Annotated in this window: 16 protein-coding genes; all 16 read left to right on the forward strand. The window is 61.9% G+C overall.

What is annotated here, in order from left to right:
* Positions 1 to 81 precede the first annotated feature (81 nt).
* Positions 82 to 537 carry a division/cell wall cluster transcriptional repressor MraZ gene (locus INR99_RS01685; RefSeq protein ID WP_194114552.1) on the forward strand — a complete coding sequence of 152 codons (456 nt, stop codon included), beginning with the start codon at positions 82 to 84 and terminating at the stop codon, positions 535 to 537.
* The gene (rsmH, locus tag INR99_RS01690; RefSeq protein WP_194114553.1) at positions 534 to 1,466 is read left to right on the forward strand and encodes a 16S rRNA (cytosine(1402)-N(4))-methyltransferase RsmH; all 933 of its coding nucleotides are present in this window, start codon (positions 534 to 536) and stop codon (positions 1,464 to 1,466) included. The genes INR99_RS01685 and rsmH overlap by 4 nt, the downstream gene beginning before the upstream one ends.
* Entirely contained in the window at positions 1,463 to 1,756 is a 294-nt protein-coding gene (gene ftsL, locus INR99_RS01695; protein WP_194114554.1) for a cell division protein FtsL, read from the forward strand. The genes rsmH and ftsL overlap by 4 nt, the downstream gene beginning before the upstream one ends.
* Entirely contained in the window at positions 1,753 to 3,618 is a 1,866-nt protein-coding gene (locus INR99_RS01700; RefSeq protein WP_194114555.1) for a peptidoglycan D,D-transpeptidase FtsI family protein, read from the forward strand. Before ftsL ends, INR99_RS01700 begins: the two co-directional genes overlap by 4 nt.
* Positions 3,615 to 5,096 carry a UDP-N-acetylmuramoyl-L-alanyl-D-glutamate--2,6-diaminopimelate ligase gene (locus INR99_RS01705; RefSeq protein WP_194114556.1) on the forward strand — a complete coding sequence of 494 codons (1,482 nt, stop codon included), beginning with the start codon at positions 3,615 to 3,617 and terminating at the stop codon, positions 5,094 to 5,096. Before INR99_RS01700 ends, INR99_RS01705 begins: the two co-directional genes overlap by 4 nt.
* Positions 5,093 to 6,463 carry a UDP-N-acetylmuramoyl-tripeptide--D-alanyl-D-alanine ligase gene (locus INR99_RS01710; RefSeq protein ID WP_228098028.1) on the forward strand — a complete coding sequence of 457 codons (1,371 nt, stop codon included), beginning with the start codon at positions 5,093 to 5,095 and terminating at the stop codon, positions 6,461 to 6,463. The genes INR99_RS01705 and INR99_RS01710 overlap by 4 nt, the downstream gene beginning before the upstream one ends.
* On the forward strand, positions 6,463 to 7,548 hold the full coding sequence (gene mraY / locus INR99_RS01715; protein ID WP_194114557.1) for a phospho-N-acetylmuramoyl-pentapeptide-transferase: 1,086 nt from the start codon (positions 6,463 to 6,465) through the stop codon (positions 7,546 to 7,548). The genes INR99_RS01710 and mraY overlap by 1 nt, the downstream gene beginning before the upstream one ends.
* Positions 7,549 to 7,555: 7 nt before the next feature.
* Entirely contained in the window at positions 7,556 to 8,959 is a 1,404-nt protein-coding gene (gene murD / locus INR99_RS01720) for a UDP-N-acetylmuramoyl-L-alanine--D-glutamate ligase (protein WP_194114558.1), read from the forward strand.
* A gap of 4 nt (positions 8,960 to 8,963) precedes the next feature.
* The gene (gene ftsW, locus INR99_RS01725; RefSeq protein ID WP_194114559.1) at positions 8,964 to 10,151 is read left to right on the forward strand and encodes a putative lipid II flippase FtsW; all 1,188 of its coding nucleotides are present in this window, start codon (positions 8,964 to 8,966) and stop codon (positions 10,149 to 10,151) included.
* Positions 10,148 to 11,215: an undecaprenyldiphospho-muramoylpentapeptide beta-N-acetylglucosaminyltransferase gene (gene murG / locus INR99_RS01730; RefSeq protein ID WP_308431425.1), complete on the forward strand. Its 1,068-nt coding sequence runs from the start codon at positions 10,148 to 10,150 to the stop codon at positions 11,213 to 11,215. The genes ftsW and murG overlap by 4 nt, the downstream gene beginning before the upstream one ends.
* A 1-nt stretch (position 11,216) precedes the next feature.
* Positions 11,217 to 12,614 (forward strand): UDP-N-acetylmuramate--L-alanine ligase, encoded by a 1,398-nt coding sequence (gene murC / locus INR99_RS01735; protein WP_194114560.1) that lies wholly within the window; start codon positions 11,217 to 11,219, stop codon positions 12,612 to 12,614.
* Positions 12,611 to 13,522 carry a D-alanine--D-alanine ligase gene (locus INR99_RS01740; RefSeq protein ID WP_194114561.1) on the forward strand — a complete coding sequence of 304 codons (912 nt, stop codon included), beginning with the start codon at positions 12,611 to 12,613 and terminating at the stop codon, positions 13,520 to 13,522. The genes murC and INR99_RS01740 overlap by 4 nt, the downstream gene beginning before the upstream one ends.
* A gap of 174 nt (positions 13,523 to 13,696) precedes the next feature.
* Entirely contained in the window at positions 13,697 to 14,458 is a 762-nt protein-coding gene (locus INR99_RS01745) for a cell division protein FtsQ/DivIB (RefSeq protein ID WP_194114562.1), read from the forward strand.
* Between the two features lie 83 nt (positions 14,459 to 14,541).
* Positions 14,542 to 15,774 (forward strand): cell division protein FtsA, encoded by a 1,233-nt coding sequence (gene ftsA / locus INR99_RS01750; RefSeq protein ID WP_194114563.1) that lies wholly within the window; start codon positions 14,542 to 14,544, stop codon positions 15,772 to 15,774.
* Positions 15,775 to 15,835: 61 nt separating this feature from the next.
* A complete protein-coding gene (ftsZ, locus tag INR99_RS01755) occupies positions 15,836 to 17,017 on the forward strand; it encodes a cell division protein FtsZ (protein WP_194114564.1) in 1,182 nt (393 codons plus the stop codon).
* A 182-nt stretch (positions 17,018 to 17,199) separates the two neighbouring features.
* Positions 17,200 to 18,114: a UDP-3-O-acyl-N-acetylglucosamine deacetylase gene (gene lpxC, locus INR99_RS01760; RefSeq protein WP_194114565.1), complete on the forward strand. Its 915-nt coding sequence runs from the start codon at positions 17,200 to 17,202 to the stop codon at positions 18,112 to 18,114.

Consider the following 18,114-nt stretch of genomic DNA (forward strand, 5'->3'; position numbering starts at 1 on the left):
GAGCCAGGCCAAGCCGGCTGAGAAGCTGGGAGCTTACGGGGTTTCTGACACGATCCGTTCCTTCCCGCACGAGAGCAGGGCATGTTTAGCGGCGTATCAACACTGACGATTGACAGCAAAGGGCGCATGGCGATTCCAGCCAAGCAGCGCGACCTGCTGGCCGCGCTCGGACAAACCCGCCTGTGGCTCACGCTCAACCTCACCGGCAGCAACCCTACCGGCTCGCTCGCGCTCTACACCCACGATGAATGGCTGCGGATTACCGCCCAGATCAACATCACCCCGGGCACGCAAGGCCAGTTCCTCAAGCGACACCTCATCGGCAATGCCGAAGAAATGGAACTGGACGGCTCGGGCCGCATGCTGCTGTCCCCCAATCTGCGCAAACTTTCCGGGCTCACCAAGGCGGTAGCCTTTGTCGGAGTTGGTAACCGTTTCGAGATCTGGGACGAAGAGCGCTGGAATGCGCTCAATGATGCCGCCCTGACGCTGGATGGCGATGCCCTTGCCGAAATGATGCAGGGGATCGTGCTGTGAGTTTCGTGCACAAGACGGTCCTCCTTGACGAGGCCGTGGCCGCACTGGCCATTCGCGCTGATGGCATCTACGTCGACTGCACCTTCGGGCGCGGCGGCCACTCGCGACTGATTCTGTCGCAACTCGGCCCAGAGGGTCGGCTGATTGCGTTCGACAAGGACCCTGCCGCCATCGCCGAGGCGGCCACCATCACGGATCCACGCTTCACCATCGTGCATAACGGCTTTGCCACGCTGGATCAGTCGCTGGAACAGCTCGGGATTCAGCACGTCGATGGCGTGCTGATGGATTTGGGCGTGTCATCGCCGCAGCTGGATGATGGCAGCCGCGGCTTCAGTTTCCGTTTCGATGCGCCGCTGGACATGCGCATGGATACCACCCGCGGCATGACCGCTGCCGAGTGGCTCAATACTGCTCCTGAAAAGGACATCGCAGAGGTTATCAAGGACTATGGCGAAGAACGGTTTGCTAAATCGATTGCAGCAAAGATTGCTGCGCGCAGGAATGAGCAACCCCTTGCAACAACACGCGAGCTTGCCGCACTCGTGGCGCAATGTGTCCGCACCCGCGAGCCGGGCCAGGACCCGGCGACGCGCACCTTCCAAGCTGTTCGGATTTTCATCAATCGGGAGCTTGAAGAGCTCGCGCTAGTCCTGCCTCAGGCACTGGCTCGCCTGAAAACAGGCGGTCGCCTGTCGGTGATTGCCTTCCATTCACTGGAAGACCGTATCGTCAAGCGCTTCATGCAGGATCGCTCTACCGCTGACAAACTCCCCGCAGGTCTGCCGATCCGCGCCAGCGAGATTCCGCAGGCACCGCTCAAGATCGTCGGCAAGCCCCTGCGTGCCAGCGAAGCCGAAGTAGCGGCCAACCCGCGTTCGCGCAGTGCCATCCTGCGCATCGGCGAGCGCACGGAGGGTGCGCTGTGATCCGGCTGAATCTGTTCCTGCTGGGTCTGGTCATCCTTTGTGCGCTCAGTGTGGTCACCAGCTCGCACCGTGCACGCAAGCTGTACGGCGAGCTGCAGAAGGAAGAAAGCACCGCACGCAAGCTCGAGGTCGAATGGGGGCAGTTGCAGCTGGAGCAGAGCACCTGGGCCATCCATTCGCGCATCGAACTGGAAGCCGCCAGCCGGCTTGGCATGCAGGTTCCGGCAGCCAACCGCAGTGTTGCCGTCCCGTCCGATAAACCGGCCTCCGCCGCACCGGGGCCGCAATGAGTTTTCCGAATACGGCCAGCCAGTCCCGCCGCAACGCCGGTCGTCGCCCGCAAAAACCGCAGCCGCGCCTGGAGCACTGGCGCGCCTGGTTCGTGCTCGGCTGCCTCTTGCTGATGTTCGCTGCCCTGCTGGGGCGTGGCGCATACCTGCAAGGGTATAATGAGGAATTCCTGAAGGACCAGGGCGACGCCCGGTATACCCGCACCCTGAAGCTGGAAGCCTTGCGCGGCATGATCATTGACCGCAATGGCGAACTGCTGGCGCAGTCCACCACAGTACAATCCATCTGGGCCAGCCCGCGTTCGATTACCCTGCTGCCTGCCGGTGAAGAGCGCGCCAAGGACTGGCGGCAGAAGAACGAGAGCGATACCGTTCCGGTTTCGGCGGGCGAAGTGCGCAAGCTTGCCAGTCTGCTTGGGGTCAGCGAAGCCGAGCTGCACAAAAAACTGTTTGAAGAGCGCCGCAACAGCGCCGGTGAAACCCAGAAGAAGCCGGATTTCGTCTGGCTGAAACGGCAGATGTCGCCTGCCGAGGGCAAGGCCGTGATGGCGTTGAACATTCCCGGCATCTATGCACAGACCGAATACCGCCGCTTCTACCCAGCCGGCGAGCAACTGGCCCATGTCATCGGCTTCACCGATATCGACGGCCGGGGCCAGGAAGGCTTCGAGCTCACCCGCGACAAGACGCTGGCAGGCAAGGCCGGCAGCCGCACGGTGATCCGGGATCGACGCGGTTACATCGTCGAAGATATCTCGACCATCGTGCCTCCTCTGGACGGGCAGACCCTGCAATTGTCGATCGATCGCCGCATCCAGTATCTGGCCTTCCGAGAACTCAAGAGCATGGTCGAGCAGAGTCACGCGGTCGGTGGTGCGATCGTGGTTCTGGATGCGCGCACCGGCGAAGTGCTCGCCATGGCCAACGCGCCGTCCTACAACCCCAACAGCCGCGCCAAAATCGACCCGGCCCAGCGCCGCAACCGTGCGGTCACCGATCTGTACGAGCCCGGCTCGACCATGAAGGCGATCACGGCAGCCATGGCGCTGGATGCCGGCAAAGTCAAACCGACGTCAACGCTCAACACCGAAGGCGGCCGCATGACCATCGGCCCGGCCACCATCAAGGATGACCACCCGGGCGGTGTCATGACGATCGAGCAGATCATCCAGAAATCTTCCAACGTCGGTGCCGCAAAAATGGCACTGATGATGGAACGGGAAGATCACTACAACTTCCTCAAGTCACTCGATTTCGGCGAAAAGCTCAATTCCGGCTTCCCCGGCGAAGCCGCAGGGCGGGTACGTCCGTGGAAAGACTGGCGCCCGATCGAGCAGGCCACCATGGCCTACGGCTACGGTGCCTCGGTCAGCGTGCTGCAAATGGCGCACGCCTACCAGATTTTTGCCAACGATGGTCAGTTGCGCCCGATCACCTTCACCAAACAGGTTGCCCCCATCCCCGGTCGCCAGATCATCAAAGCGGAAACCGCGCAGGCCGTGCGCAAGATGCTGGAAATGGTAACCCTGCCGGGCGGCACGGCCACCCGTGCGCAGGTCGTGGGCTATCGCGTTGGCGGCAAAACCGGTACCGCGAAAAAACTGGTCAACGGCGTGTATTCCGATACCGCGCGCATCGGCTCATTTGTCGGGATTGCCCCGATCTCCGACCCGCGCATCGTGGTGGCGGTGATGATCGATGAGCCAACATTCGAAATGCGCTACGGCGGCCTTTCTGCTGCACCGGTATTCAGCAATGTCGTCGCCGGCACCCTGCGTATTCTGGGCGTCCCGCCCGATTCCCCGACCGAAAACATCCTGCTCTCGCCCCCCGGTGCGCCGGAACTTCTGGAGGAAACATGAAGCCAGCCAGCTGGACCCTGCCTGCGCTTGACCTGAACGCAATCGATGCGATTGCTGCCGGCCGCCCGCTGGCCGTCGACAGCCGCAAGCTAGCCCCGGGTGATGTATTCCTCGCCTTCCAGGGCGAGTATGCCGACGGCCGCAACTTCATCGAGGCAGCCATCGCCAATGGCGCGGCGGCCGTACTGTGGGAAGCGGAAGACTTCAGCTGGAATCCGCAATGGCAGGTGCCCAATCTGGCCATCCCGCAACTGCGTGCGCAGGCCGGCATCGTCGCCAGCCACCTGCTGGGCGAACCATCGCGTGCGCTGACCGTGGTCGGCATCACCGGCACCAATGGCAAGACCTCGATTGCCAACTGGCTGGGGCAGGCCTTTGCCTTGCTGGGCCACAAATGCGGCGTGCTCGGTACACTGGGCAACGGCTTTCCCGGTGCGCTCGAGCCCTCGACGCATACCACGCTTGATCCGGTGACGCTGCAAAACTGGCTGGCCAAACTGCATGCCGAAGGGGCTGACCACATCGCGATGGAAGTGTCCTCGCACGGGCTGGTACAGGCCCGCGCGCACGGGACCGAAATCAGCACGGCCGTCTTTACCAATCTGACCCGCGATCATCTGGACTACCACGAAACCATGGAAGCGTATGGCGCGGCCAAGGCGCGCCTGTTCGAATGGGAAGGACTGGATGCGGCCGTCATCAATGCCGACGACCCATTCGGGCGCGAGCTGATCGCGCACTGTGAAGCCGAACAGGTCTATGGCTACGGCTTCACCGCTGGCGATCTGCGCGTCAGCCGCTACGCCGCGACCCTGGACGGGCTGCAGCTCGAAGTCGAAACGCCAATGGGGCCTGCGAGCATCCGCTCACCATTACTGGGGCACTTCAACGCCAGCAATCTGCTGGCCTGCCTGGGCGTGCTGCTGGCCGAAGGCGTGACCCTGCGTCAGGCCAGCGAAGTGCTTGGCCAGATTCAGCCTGCAGCCGGCCGCATGCAGCGGCTGGGAGGCAATGGCAAGCCGCTGGTCGTGGTCGATTATGCCCACACGCCAGATGCCCTGGAAAAGGCACTGACCACCCTGCGCGAAGCCATGCCGTCACAGAGCCGGTTGTTTTGCGTCTTTGGTTGCGGTGGCGACCGCGATCGTGGCAAGCGCCCGATCATGGGCGAAATTGCCTGCCGGCTGGCCGATTCGGTGGTGATCACCAGCGACAACCCGCGCAGCGAATCGCCACAGCGCATCATCCAGGACATCGTCGCCGGGGTATCGGGCGTTCCCGGCACCGGCACTGCACACTATTCGATTACTTCGGACCGTGCCGACGCGATTGCCGACACGATCGACATGGCCCAGGCCGGCGATGTGGTGCTGATTGCCGGCAAGGGTCACGAGACTTATCAGGAAATCCAGGGCGTGCGCCATCACTTCGACGACGTCGAGGTGGCCACGCGTGTACTTGCCAGGAAAAAAGGATGATGCTGTCACTGCGGGATGCCGCAACCGCCCTTGCTGCCCGACTGATCGGCAACGCTGACGCGACATTTGACCGTGTCACCACCGACAGCCGTGACGTTCGTCCGGGCGACCTCTTTGTCGCTCTCAAGGGCGAGCGTTTCGACGCGCATGAGTTTGTTGCGGCTGCACTGGCACAAGGTGCCGCAGCCGCGCTGGTCGAACGTGAAATCGCCGGGGGTGGCAACCTGCTGGTCGTCGCGGATACCCTGGCAGCCCTTGGCCAGCTAGCCCAATACTGGCGCAACCTGCATAGCAATACCCCGGTTATCGGCGTAACCGGCAGCAATGGCAAGACCTCGGTGAAAGAAATGTGCGCCGCCATCTTCACCGCAGCCACCGGCAACGCGGCACAGGTGCATGCCACCCGCGGCAATCTGAACAATCACATCGGTCTGCCACTGACGCTCTTGGGGCTGAATGCCGGCCACCGTTTCGTTGTTGCCGAGATGGGCATGAACCATTTCAGCGAGATCGATTACCTGACCCGCATCGCCAGCCCGGATGTCGCCGTGATCAACAATGCCGGTGCCGCGCATCTGGAGGCACTGGGCTCGGTGGAGGGCGTGGCGCGCGCCAAAGGCGAGATTTTTGCCGGGCTGAAAGCATCCGGTGTCGCCATCATCAATGCCGACGATCAGTATGCGCCGTTGTGGCGCGAGCTGGCCGCCAGCCATACCAGGCTTGAGTTCGGCCTGGATCAGCCGGCCTTTGTCACCGCCAGCGCCATTGAGCTTGATGCCAGCGGCAGCCGCTTCCTGCTGCACGCCGGCGACGAGAAAACCCTGGTGATGCTGGCCATTCCCGGCCTGCACATGGTACGCAACGCACTGGCGGCCACCGCCTGCGCCCTGGCCGCCGGCGTGGAACTGAAAGTGATCGCCCGGGGTCTGTCGACCTTTGCCGGCATCAAGGGACGGCTGCAGCGCAAAACGGCCAGCAATGGCGCTACCGTGCTGGACGACAGCTACAACGCCAATCCGGATTCGATGAAGGCCGCGGTCGACGTGCTGGCCGCCGTTCCCGGTCATACCGTTCTGGTGCTGGGCGACATGGGCGAGGTCGGTGACGACGCGCCCGAACGGCACTACGAAATCGGCAGTTATGCCCGTGAAAAGGGCATCACGGCACTGTTCACGCTGGGCGCACACATGAGTGAGGCCGCCCGGGCCTTTGGCAGCACGCATTACGCCACGCTGGACGAACTGCTTGGCGCACTGCTGCCCGCACTGCCAGCGGACAGCACCGTGCTGGTGAAAGGCTCGCGGTTCATGCGGATGGAGCGCGTCGCGGACGCACTGGTTGATAACGCCCTTGGGGAGAAAAAGTAATGCTGTTGTGGTTGACCCAATGGCTCGGCGAGTCGGTTCGCGCCTTCAATGTCTTCAACTATCTGACCCTGCGCGCGGTGCTGGCCACCATGACCGCGCTGGCGATTTCCTGGCTGCTCGGGCCGTACGTGATCCGCAAGCTCACCGAACTCAAGGTCGGTCAGGCCGTGCGCAACGACGGCCCGCAGACCCACTTGGTCAAGGCGGGTACGCCGACCATGGGCGGCACGCTGATTCTGCTGTCGATCGCCATTACCACGCTGCTGTGGGGTGATCTGAAGAACAAGTACATCTGGCTGGTGCTGCTGGTAACGCTGGCCACCGGCATCATCGGCTTTGTCGATGATTACAAGAAGGTTGCCCTCAAGGATCCGAAAGGGCTGTCGGCCAAGGCGAAGATGTTCTGGCAATCGGTGATTGCCATCGCTGCCGGCGTATTTCTGAGCTATTTCGTGAAAGACCCAGCCCAGACCGGCTTCATCATTCCGCTGTACAAGGAAATCCTCTATCCATTTGGCGCGGTCGGCTTCTGCGTGCTGACCTATTTCGTGATTGTCGGCACGTCCAACGCGGTAAACCTCACCGACGGCCTCGATGGACTGGCCATTCTGCCCACGGTGCTGGTTTCCGGTGCCTTCGTGATCTTTGCCTACGTGGCCGGCAACGCGGTGTTCTCGAAATACCTCGGCATTCCGCACGTTCCCGGAGCCGGTGAACTGGCAGTGTTCTGCGCGGCAATGGCGGGGGCAGGACTCGGATTCCTGTGGTTCAACGCCTATCCGGCGGAAGTCTTCATGGGTGACGTCGGTGCACTGGCGCTCGGTGCAGCACTGGGCACCGTCGCCGTGGTCGTGCGGCAGGAAATCGTGCTGCTGATCATGGGTGGCGTGTTTGTCGTGGAAGCACTGTCGGTAATGATCCAGGTCGCCAGCTTCAAGCTGACCGGCAAACGGGTCTTCCGGATGGCACCGCTGCATCACCACTACGAACTCAAGGGCTGGAAGGAGACGCAGGTCGTCGTGCGCTTCTGGATCATCACCATGCTGCTGGTGCTGGCAGGTCTCGCCACACTGAAGCTGCGCTGAGGTGAATATGAAGCTCAACGGTAAACACTGCATCGTCGTTGGCCTGGGTGAAACCGGTCTGCCTACTGCCCTGTGGCTGGCCAAACACGGCGCGCGCGTCACGGCGGCCGACAGCCGCAGCGCCCCGCCCAGCCTCGCAGCCCTGCAGGCAGCACTGCCGGACATCGAAGTCCGCCTTGGCGCCTTTGACGACAACACGTTTGCTGATGCCGATCTGCTGGTCACCAGCCCCGGTGTACCGGTCGCGACTCCCGCCATCGCCGCGGCCGCGACACGCGGCGTGCCCGTGGTGGGCGATGTCGAATTGCTGGCCCAGGCCCTCGAAGGCAAGGGCAGCAAGGTGATTGCAATTACCGGTTCGAACGGCAAATCCACTGTCACGACCATGGTCGGTGAAATGTGCAAATCCGCCGGGCTCGATACCGTCATCGCCGGCAATATTGGTCTGCCTGTACTGCAAGCGCTGGCCGACTACGAAGCACAAGGCAAGCAGCCGGACGTGTGGGTGCTGGAGCTCTCCAGCTTCCAGCTGGAAACCACCTCGTCGCTGAAGCCCGACTCGGCGGCGGTATTGAACATCAGCGAAGACCACCTCGACCGCTATGCCGGCATGCGCGAATACGCTGCGACCAAGGCGCGGATTTTCGAGGGGCTCGGTGTAATGGTGCTGAACCGCGAGGACGGCTGGTGCCGGGGTATGGCACGCGCAGGCCGCGACATTGTTTGGTTTGGGGCAGATACCCCGCGCAATGGCAGTGAATATGGCCTGGTGGCGCTGGGGGATGACTTCAGCCTGCGTGCCGGTGATTATGAATTGCTCAAGGCCAGCGAATTGCCGCTGGCCGGCCTGCACAATGCGGTGAATGCGCTTTCGGCGATCGCACTGTGCCGTGCCATTGGCCTCGCTACCGGCCCGCTGGTGGCTGCACTGAAAGCCTTCAAGGGCCTGCCGCACCGGGTCGAATTCGTCGCCGAAGTCGCTGGCGTGCGCTATTACGACGACTCGAAAGGCACCAATGTCGGCGCCACCGAAGCCGCGCTGAAGGGCATGACCCAGCCGGTGGTGCTGATCGCCGGTGGCGACGGCAAGGGTCAGGATTTCCGTCCGCTGGTTCCTGCTTGCGAACGCATCTGCCGCGCCGTGGTACTGATCGGCCGGGATGGTCCGCAGATTGCCGAAGTGCTCAGCGAAGCGCGCTCGGAGCTGGTGACTGAGAACGACGAAGGCGAAGCCTTCCTGCCGGTGATGCAGGTACCGACGCTGGAAATGGCCGTAACCGTGGCGGCCAATCTCGCCGAACCTGGTGACGTGGTATTGCTGTCGCCCGCCTGTGCCAGCCTAGACATGTTCCGCAATTACCACCATCGCGCCGAAGTGTTCATCGCGGCCGTGAAGGCATTGGGAGCCTGAACGCATGCGGCAGATCTTCTATCAGGCGATGAAGCGGCTGAAGCCCACCATGAGTGCCTATGATCCGGCACTGCTATGGTGCGTGCTGCTGCTGCTGTCGATCAGCCTGGTGATGGTCTATTCAGCCTCCATCGCAATGGCCGAAGTCGACAAGGATACCGGCTTCAACCCCAGCTATTTCCTGGTCCGGCACAGCATTTTCCTCGTGGTCGGGCTAGCCGCAGGTGCGTTCGGCTTCAGCATCGCCAGCAAACACTGGCAGGACTACGCACCGATGCTGTTCCTGTTCGGGGTACTGATGCTGGTACTGGTACTGATTCCGGGCATCGGCCGCGAAGTCAACGGCTCGCGCCGCTGGCTGTCGCTGGCTGTTATCAACTTGCAACCCTCCGAGTTGATGAAGTTCTTCGTCGTGCTGTACGCCGCCGACTATGCCGTGCGCAAGGCTCACAGCATGACCGGTAGCTTCATCGAGAGCATCAAGAAGGTGCTCCTGCCGATGGTGGTGGTCATGGGCATCGTCGGTTACCTGCTGCTGCGCGAGCCGGACATGGGTGCGCTGGTGGTCATCACTGCCATTGCGATGGGATTACTGTTCATCGGCGGCTTCAACTGGCAGCTGTTTGCCGGCGCGACCCTGGCGCTGGGCGGGGCCTTTGCCGGGCTGATCATGACCTCCGAATACCGCCGCGCACGCGTGCTGGGCTTCATGAATCCCTGGGAAGATCCGTTCGGCAAGGGCTACCAGCTCAGCCACTCGCTGATTGCGATCGGCCGCGGCGAGTGGACCGGGGTCGGCCTTGGCGCGAGCGTCGAGAAACTGTCCTACCTGCCCGAAGCACATACCGATTTCCTGATGGCCATCATTGCCGAGGAATTCGGCTTTATTGGCGTGAGCGTCGTCGTTCTGCTGTTTACCTTCCTGGTATTCCGGGCGTTCCGCATCGGCCTGCAGGCCGCCAAGCTGGAACGTCACTGGCAGGCACTGGCTGCCCAGGGCATCGGCATCTGGATCGGCGTGCAGTCCGTCATCAATATCGGCGTGAACATGGGCATTCTGCCGACCAAGGGGCTGACGCTGCCACTGATGTCCTTCGGAGGCTCGGGCATCGTGGCCAACCTGCTGGCGCTGGGTGTGCTGCTGCGCATCGATTATGAGAACCGCCAGATGATGCGGGGGGTAAGCCTGTGAGCACGCGCACCCTCCTCGTCATGGCTGGCGGAACCGGTGGTCATATCTTCCCGGCACTGGCAGTTGCGAAGGCGGTCGAAGTCCGCGGCTGGAAGGTCGTATGGCTGGGCGCTGCCGGCGCCATGGAAACCCGCGTCGTGCCGCAGTACGGCATTCCGCTGGAAACCCTGGCCATCACCGGTGTGCGCGGCAAGGGTCTGCTGAAGAAACTGATCCAGCCCTGGGTGCAGCTCAAGGCGCTCTACGGCGCGCTGCGCGTGATTTTCCGGCACCGCCCCGATGTGGCCATCGGCTTCGGCGGTTTTACCGGTTTCCCCGGCGGGCTGGCGATGCGCCTACTGTGGCTGCCGCTGGTAATTCACGAGCAGAATTCGGTGGCTGGACTGACCAACAAGACCCTGGCGAGGATTGCCAATCGCGTGCTGTTTGCCTTCCCGTCGGCCTTTCCGGGACGCGATGGGTGTATCGGCAATCCGGTTCGCGATGAAATCCGCAGCCTTCCCGCACCCGACGAACGCTTTGCCGGGCGTAGTGGCCCCTTGCGCGTACTGGTCGTGGGTGGCTCGCTCGGCGCACAGGTGTTCAACGAGGAAATCCCGAAAGCTCTGGCGCTGCTGGCCCCGGATACGCGCCCACTGGTCACGCATCAGGCCGGCGAAAAGCATATCGACGCCCTGCGCACCAACTATGCGGCTGCCGGGATCGATGCGGATTGCGTGGCATTCATCACCGACATGGCCAGCGCCTATGCCGAGGCGGATCTGGTGATCTGCCGCGCCGGGGCCTTGACTGTGGCCGAACTGGCCTGCGTGGGGGCCGCCAGCGTACTGGTGCCCTTCCCGCATGCCGTGGATGACCACCAGACGGGTAATGCCCGTTACCTGAGCGAAAACGGCGCAGGCAAGCTGATACCCCAAACTGTATTCAATGCTGCCGGTCTGGCGGCCTTGCTGCAGGAACTCAACCGCGACCAGTGCCGGACGATGGCGAACGCCGCCCGCGCACTGGCCAAACCCGACGCAACCACCAGCGTGGTCAGCGTCATCGAAGAATTGGCAAAGTAAGATGAAACATAAAGTCCATCACATCCATTTCGTGGGCATCGGCGGCGTCGGCATGAGCGGGATTGCCGAAGTGCTGCTGAATCTGGGCTATGCCGTCAGCGGCTCGGATCTCGGCAGCAACGCCACCACTCAGCGCCTGCAGGCCGCCGGCGCAACCGTGTATCAGGGCCACGCCGCGGACTACATGCAGGGCGCCGATGTGGTGGTGATCTCCAGCGCGGTGAAGGATGACAACCCCGAAGTTGTCGCGGCCCGCGCGAAGAAAATCCCGGTCGTGCCGCGCGCGATGATGTTGGCCGAACTGATGCGCCTGAAGCAGGGCATCGCCATTGCCGGCACACATGGCAAGACCACCACCACCAGCCTGACCGCGTCGATTCTGGAAGCAGCCGGGCTCGATCCGACCTTTGTGATCGGCGGCAAGCTGCACGCGGCCGGTAGCAATGCCCGGCTGGGCAGCGGTGATTTTCTGGTGGCCGAAGCCGACGAGAGCGATGCGTCCTTCCTGTTGCTGAGCCCGGTGATTTCGGTCGTCACGAATATCGACCAGGATCACATGGACACCTACGGGCATGACTTCGAGAAACTGAAGCAGGCCTTCGTCGATTTTCTGCACCATCTGCCCTTCTACGGGCGTGCCGTACTATGCATCGACGATCCGCACGTGCGCGCCATCCTGCCGCGCGTGACCAGCCCGGTAACGACCTATGGCGTCAGCGACGACGCCATGTTGCGCGCCGAGAATATCCGTGCCGTCGGCGGCCAGATGCATTTCGATGCCGTGTGGGAAAACGGCGAAACCCGCCGCATCCCGGTTGTACTGAATACCCCGGGCCATCACAACGTGCTGAACACGCTGGCCGCGATCGGCGTGGCACTGGAAGTGGGCGCCGACGAGGCCGCCATCCAGAAGGCATTGGCGGAATTCGCCGGCGTCGGTCGCCGCTTCCAGCGTTATGGCGAAGTGGCCCTGCCGCAGGGTGGCCGTATCACCGTGGTCGACGATTACGGACACCATCCGGTGGAAATGGCCGCCACCCTGGCGGCCGCACGTGGAGCGTTCCCGGGACGCCGGCTGGTACTGGCCTTCCAGCCACATCGCTATACCCGTACCCGGGATTGCTTTGAAGACTTTGTAAAGGTTCTCTCCACGGTCGATACCCTGGTATTGGCCGAGGTGTACGCCGCTGGCGAAGCGCCGATTGTCGCCGCCGATGGCCGGGCGCTGGCTCGCGCCGTGCGCGTCACCGGCCGAGTAGAGCCGATTTTTGTCGAACAGATTGCCGACCTGCCCGACGCGATTCTGGCGATTGCGCAGGACGGTGACGTGATCATGACCATGGGCGCCGGCTCAATCGGCGGCGTCCCTGCAAAACTGCTGGCGAAGAGCGAACAATGACGACGAAACACTACGGCAAGGTCGCCGTGATCATGGGTGGGCACTCCAACGAACGCGAAGTTTCGCTGATGAGTGGCGGCGGTGTGCTCGCCGCACTGCAGAGCCGCGGCGTGGATGCACATGCCTTCGATCCGGCAGCAAAACCGCTGGCTGCACTGCGCGATGAAGGTTTCGATCGTGCATTCCTGATCCTGCACGGCCGCGGCGGGGAAGATGGCACCATCCAGGGCGCGCTGGAATTTCTGGGCCTTCCCTATACCGGCTGCGGCGTAATGGCTTCGGCCATTGCCATGGACAAGTGGCGCACCAAGCTGCTTTGGGAAGCCGCCGGATTGCCGGTACCGGAGTACCGCATTGTCGAGAATGCCGCTGAGCTGCGCCGAGCGGCCGATGAGCTGGGCCTGCCACTGTTCGTGAAACCGGCACACGAAGGCTCGAGTGTCGGCGTGGTAAAGCTCAAGTCGCTGGACGACTGCGAGGCCGCGTGGGCGGAAGCATCCAAGCATGATGCCATCGTGCTGGCCGAGCGCAATATCGCCGGCGGCGAATTCACCTGTGCGGTACTGGATGGCAAGGCCTTGTCGACGGTGCGCATCATTCCGGCGACCGAGTTCTACGACTACGAAGCCAAGTACATCCGCGACGATACCGAATACCGCTGCCCGGCCGGCCTGTCGGATGCAGACGAAGCGCTGGCACGCCAGCTGTCCGAGAAAGCCTACAGGGTATTGGGGGCGTCGGGCTGGGCACGCATCGATTTTCTGACCGACACCGACGGCACCATTTATCTGCTCGAAGCGAACACCGCACCGGGCATGACCAGCCACAGCCTGTTCCCCATGGCCGCCCGAGAAGCAGGGCTGAGCTACGAGGATCTGGTGCTGAAGGTGCTGGACACCACTTTGTAAAAGGAAAGGAAGAAAACGTGAATTCGTGCGGAAAACCTTGTCAGGCCGTCGCGAGCGGCATCCGGACAAGGAGCCAGCAGTGCAGCGACCGGAACGTACATGCGGTACGTGAGGATCGCGAGCAGCGCACGACGCCGGACGGGTGTCGCGCAGTAGGCATGGCGAGGTTTTCCAATGTGGGATAAGCCGCAACTGCTGCTCTGGCTGGCTAATTTGCTCACCGCGCTGGCGGTGCTGCTGCTCTTCTATTCCCTGCTGTTCCTGGCCGTGCACTCACCGCTGTTTCCGGTCAAGCGCATCAAGGTCGATGGCAATCTGGCACACATCACCCGCGAACAGCTGGATTATGTGGTGAAAAACGAATTGAAGGGGACGTTCTTTACGCTGAACTTGGACAAGACCCGTCAGGCCTTCGAAAAACTGCCATGGGTGCGCAAGGTGGAAGTACGCCGGCGCTGGCCCGACAAACTGGAAGTGAATATTGAAGAACATCGTGCGATTGCACGCTGGGGCAACACCGGGCTGGTCAACGCCTATGGCGAACGCTTCGATGCCGCCAGCAATGACGATCTGCCGGTACTGGAAGGACCGGATGGCACCGAACGGGAAATGGTCGACAGCCTGATGAATCTGGCCGTAGAGCTGCGCGGCATCGAGCGCAAGCCCACCCATCTCTGGCTGTCCGAGCGTCGTGCGTGGCGGGTGCAGCTCGACAAGGAACTGATTGTCGAAATCGGCCGCGATAGTCCGCGCGAGCGGGTTGCTCGCTTTGTGCATGCTTATCCGCACTCGCTGGCGCGCTTGCAACAGCCCTTTGCCTATGTGGACCTGCGCTATCCGAACGGTTTTGCTGTGAAATTGCCGGACTACCGGCCCGAAGCGGTGAATGCTTCAGGGCCTGCGGTGAAGTCGAAACCGCAACGATCGTCGGCATAATTGGTTTAAAACAAAGATTTTCTATATAAAGCAATTGATTAACCGAGCAACTTAAAGCATCGGTTTAAGTGAAGAGGTTCTCAGTGACTAGAGACGCGAAAAATCTCATCGTTGGCCTGGATATCGGCACGTCGAAAGTGGTTGCCGTCGTGGCCGAAATCACCGATGACGGTGCACTCAATGTGGTGGGCCTGGGCTCCGCTGCGTCACGCGGACTGAAACGCGGAGTCGTGGTCGACATCGAAAAGACGGTTTCGGCGATCCAGGCCGCACTGGGCGAGGCCGAGCTGATGGCCGACTGCAAGATCCGCGAGGTGTTTACCGGCATCGCCGGCAGTCACATCAAGGGCATCAACTCGCACGGCATGGTCGCGATCAAGGATCGGGAAGTCACCCAGGCCGATATCGACCGGGTTATCGAAACCGCCAGCGCAGTCAACATCCCGACCGATCACCAGGTGCTGCACATCCTGCCGCAGGAATACGTGATTGATGGCCAGGAAGACGTGAAAGAGCCGCTGGGCATGTCTGGCGTGCGACTGGAAGTACGCGTGCATATCGTGTCCGGTGCTGTGTCGTCGGTTCAGAACATCACCAAGTGCATCCGCCGTTGCGGACTGGAAATCGCCGAAGTGGTGCTGCAACCGCTGGCCAGTGCGCATGCCGTGCTGACCGAGGACGAAAAAGACCTCGGTGTCTGTCTGGTCGACATCGGCGGCGGTACCACCGACATGGCCGTGTTCATCAATGGCGCGATCCGCCACACCGCAGTGATTCCCATTGCCGGCGATCAGGTCACCAACGATATCGCCATGGCGCTGCGCACACCGACAGGGGAGGCAGAGAACATCAAGATCCAGAACGGCGTGGCGCTGCGCCACATGACCGATCCGGCCGCGATGATCGAGGTGCCCGGGGTGGGCGAGCGCGGTGCACGGCAGATGAGCCGTCACACGCTGGCCGAAGTGGTCGAACCGCGTGTGGAAGAGCTCTACAGCATGGTATTGCAGGAGCTGCGCCGCTCCGGCTTCTCCGAGCGCCTGTCCAGCGGCATCGTGATTACCGGGGGGGCGGCACTGATGCCGGGCATGGTCGAACTCGGCGAAGAGATCTTCCACATGCCGGTACGGCTGGGGTTGCCCAAGTATGTCGGCGGCCTGGCAGAAGTGGTGAAAAATCCGCGTTATTCAACCGCAGTGGGCTTACTGCTGCTGGCACGCGAACAGATGATGAAAAACCCGATGGGGCGCGGCAAGGAAGCAGGGATCGGTGACCTGCTGGGCCGCATGAAATCGTGGTTTAAAGACAATTTTTAGGCAATCAGATTTCTGATTAATTCAGCTTGGCGGTAAAATCGGGTCAGAGGAGAAACGAAACATGGCATTGACCATTGAAGTTCAAGAACCAGTTCATAACGTGAACATCAAGGTAATCGGCGTAGGCGGCGCCGGTTGCAACGCGATCAACAACATGATCGAACATCAGCTGCGCGGCGTGCAGTTCATCGCTGCCAATACCGACGCCCAGGTACTGGGCCAGTCGCAGGCTGATGATGTGATTCAGCTGGGTCAGGCACTGACCCGCGGTTTTGGTGCCGGCTGCAAACCCGACATCGGTCGCCAGGCTGCCGAAGAAGACCGCGAGCGCCTTGGCGAGCTGATTGATGGCGCCGATCTGCTGTTCATCACCGCCGGCATGGGCGGCGGAACCGGTACCGGTGCGGCGCCGGTCATTGCCCAGGTGGCGCGCGAAAAAGGCATCATGACTGTCGGCGTGGTATGCAAGCCGGGTGCGGATGAAGGCGTTCGCCAGAAAATCGCCCAGGCCGGTATCGACGAGCTGTCCCGCTATGTCGATTCACTGATCATTGTGTCCAACGCCAAGCTCGAAGAAGTGCTGGGCGAAGACGTGACCATCGACGAAGCCTTCCGCGCTGCCGACAATGTGCTGCGTGATGCGGTTGCCTCGATTGTCGAGATCATCCATTACCCGGGCCTGATCAACGTCGACTTTGCCGACGTGCAGACCGTGATGCGCGAAGTGGGCATGGCCATGATGGGTTCGGCCCGCGCCAGCGGCGAAGACCGCGCCGAACGTGCCACCGAGGCCGCCATCCACAGCCCGCTGCTGGACAACATCAGCTTCAAGGGCGCCCGTGGCGTGCTGGTGAATTTCTCCGGCAGCCGCTCTTCGATCAAGAAGTCCGAAATCACCCGCGCCATGAAGATCATCCACGAAAGTGTCGCCGAAGATGCCGTGGTCAAGCATGGTCTGGTCTACGACGACAGCCTGGGTGACGAAATCCGCGTCACACTGATCGCGACCGGTCTGGGCGGCAAGGAAGCGGTGAAGCCGCAACTGTCCGTGGTCAGCACCCCGGCACTGAAAACCGGTACCGATAACGCCCCGGTCATCAATCCGGAAGACTTCGATACCCCGGCGATCTGGCGCAACAACCGCCGTGGCAACGATGCCGGTAACGGTGGCCGCGCCCCGGTCAATGTCGGCAGCAATGTCGATATGGACATTCCGGCCTTCCTGCGCCGCCAGGCCGACTAAGCCGTACCGCAGTACCGCGCCCGTCAGGGCGCGCCGCCAAGCCAGCGACCCCGCCGCCCACTGACCCGGGCAGGCGGGTGTTCGCGTTTGCAGCAAGGTAGGCAATCGCGCCGATTGCCCGAATCAATACAGGCGTGCGAGGCACGCTGCTAGAATGCACTCATTGCTTCCGAGTCTTCGTCATGTTCCAGCAACGCACCCTGAAAACCCCGATCCGCGCCACCGGCGTCGGCCTGCACTCCGGCGTAAAAACCACGCTGACGCTCAAGCCTGCGCCCATCGATAGCGGCATCCGCTTTCAGCGTGTCGATCTACCGGACTGCCAGCCCTTCCGTGTCCACCCGGATCAGGTCAATGACACGCGAATGTCTTCCACGCTGGTGGTCGACGGCGTGCGAGTTGGCACCATCGAACACCTGATGTCGGCGTTTGCCGGGCTCGGCATCGACAATGTGCTGGTCGAAGTCGATGCCCAGGAAATGCCGATCATGGATGGCTCGGCAGCCCCGTTCATCTACCTGATCCAGAGCGCCGGCGTCCTTGATCAGCCAGCCGCCAAACGCTTTGTCCGCGTGAAAAAGCCGCTCGAGGTACACGATGGCGACAAATGGGTGAAACTTGAGCCGCACGAGGGTTACAAGGTTCAACTGACCATCGACTTCCAGCATCCCGCCTTCAAGAAATCCTGCCAGACCGTCGCCTTTGATTTTGCCAACACCAATTACATCGATGCGATTGCCCGGGCACGGACCTTCGGCTTCATTCATGAAGTCGAATACCTGCGCGCCAACGGGCTGGCACGTGGCGGGAATATGGATAATGTCGTGGTGATCGACGAATACCGCGTCATCAACGAAGGCGGTCTGCGCTTCGAGGACGAATTCGTGCGCCACAAGATCCTCGATGCGATTGGTGATCTGTATATCCTTGGCTACCCGCTGATTGCCAGCTTCTCCGGTTTCAAATCCGGCCATGCGCTGAACAACAAGCTGCTGCGCGCGATGCTGGCCGACCCGGACAGCTACGAATTTGCCACCTTCGACCAGCTCGACACCGTACCATCGAGCTTTCATGCCCTCCCCGCACTCGACATCTGA

Source organism: Chitinilyticum piscinae (genome assembly GCF_015223195.1).
GTDB classification, from domain to species: domain Bacteria; phylum Pseudomonadota; class Gammaproteobacteria; order Burkholderiales; family Chitinibacteraceae; genus Chitinilyticum; species Chitinilyticum piscinae.

Coding starts and splice junctions, on each gene's coding strand:
- INR99_RS01685 (WP_194114552.1), top strand. CDS start 82: ATGTTTAGCGGCGTATCAACACTGACGATTGACAGCAAAGGGCGCATG.
- INR99_RS01700 (WP_194114555.1), top strand. CDS start 1,753: ATGAGTTTTCCGAATACGGCCAGCCAGTCCCGCCGCAACGCCGGTCGT.
- INR99_RS01705 (WP_194114556.1), top strand. CDS start 3,615: ATGAAGCCAGCCAGCTGGACCCTGCCTGCGCTTGACCTGAACGCAATC.
- INR99_RS01710 (WP_228098028.1), top strand. CDS start 5,093: ATGATGCTGTCACTGCGGGATGCCGCAACCGCCCTTGCTGCCCGACTG.
- mraY (WP_194114557.1), top strand. CDS start 6,463: ATGCTGTTGTGGTTGACCCAATGGCTCGGCGAGTCGGTTCGCGCCTTC.
- murD (WP_194114558.1), top strand. CDS start 7,556: ATGAAGCTCAACGGTAAACACTGCATCGTCGTTGGCCTGGGTGAAACC.
- ftsW (WP_194114559.1), top strand. CDS start 8,964: ATGCGGCAGATCTTCTATCAGGCGATGAAGCGGCTGAAGCCCACCATG.
- murC (WP_194114560.1), top strand. CDS start 11,217: ATGAAACATAAAGTCCATCACATCCATTTCGTGGGCATCGGCGGCGTC.
- INR99_RS01740 (WP_194114561.1), top strand. CDS start 12,611: ATGACGACGAAACACTACGGCAAGGTCGCCGTGATCATGGGTGGGCAC.
- INR99_RS01745 (WP_194114562.1), top strand. CDS start 13,697: ATGTGGGATAAGCCGCAACTGCTGCTCTGGCTGGCTAATTTGCTCACC.
- ftsZ (WP_194114564.1), top strand. CDS start 15,836: ATGGCATTGACCATTGAAGTTCAAGAACCAGTTCATAACGTGAACATC.
- lpxC (WP_194114565.1), top strand. CDS start 17,200: ATGTTCCAGCAACGCACCCTGAAAACCCCGATCCGCGCCACCGGCGTC.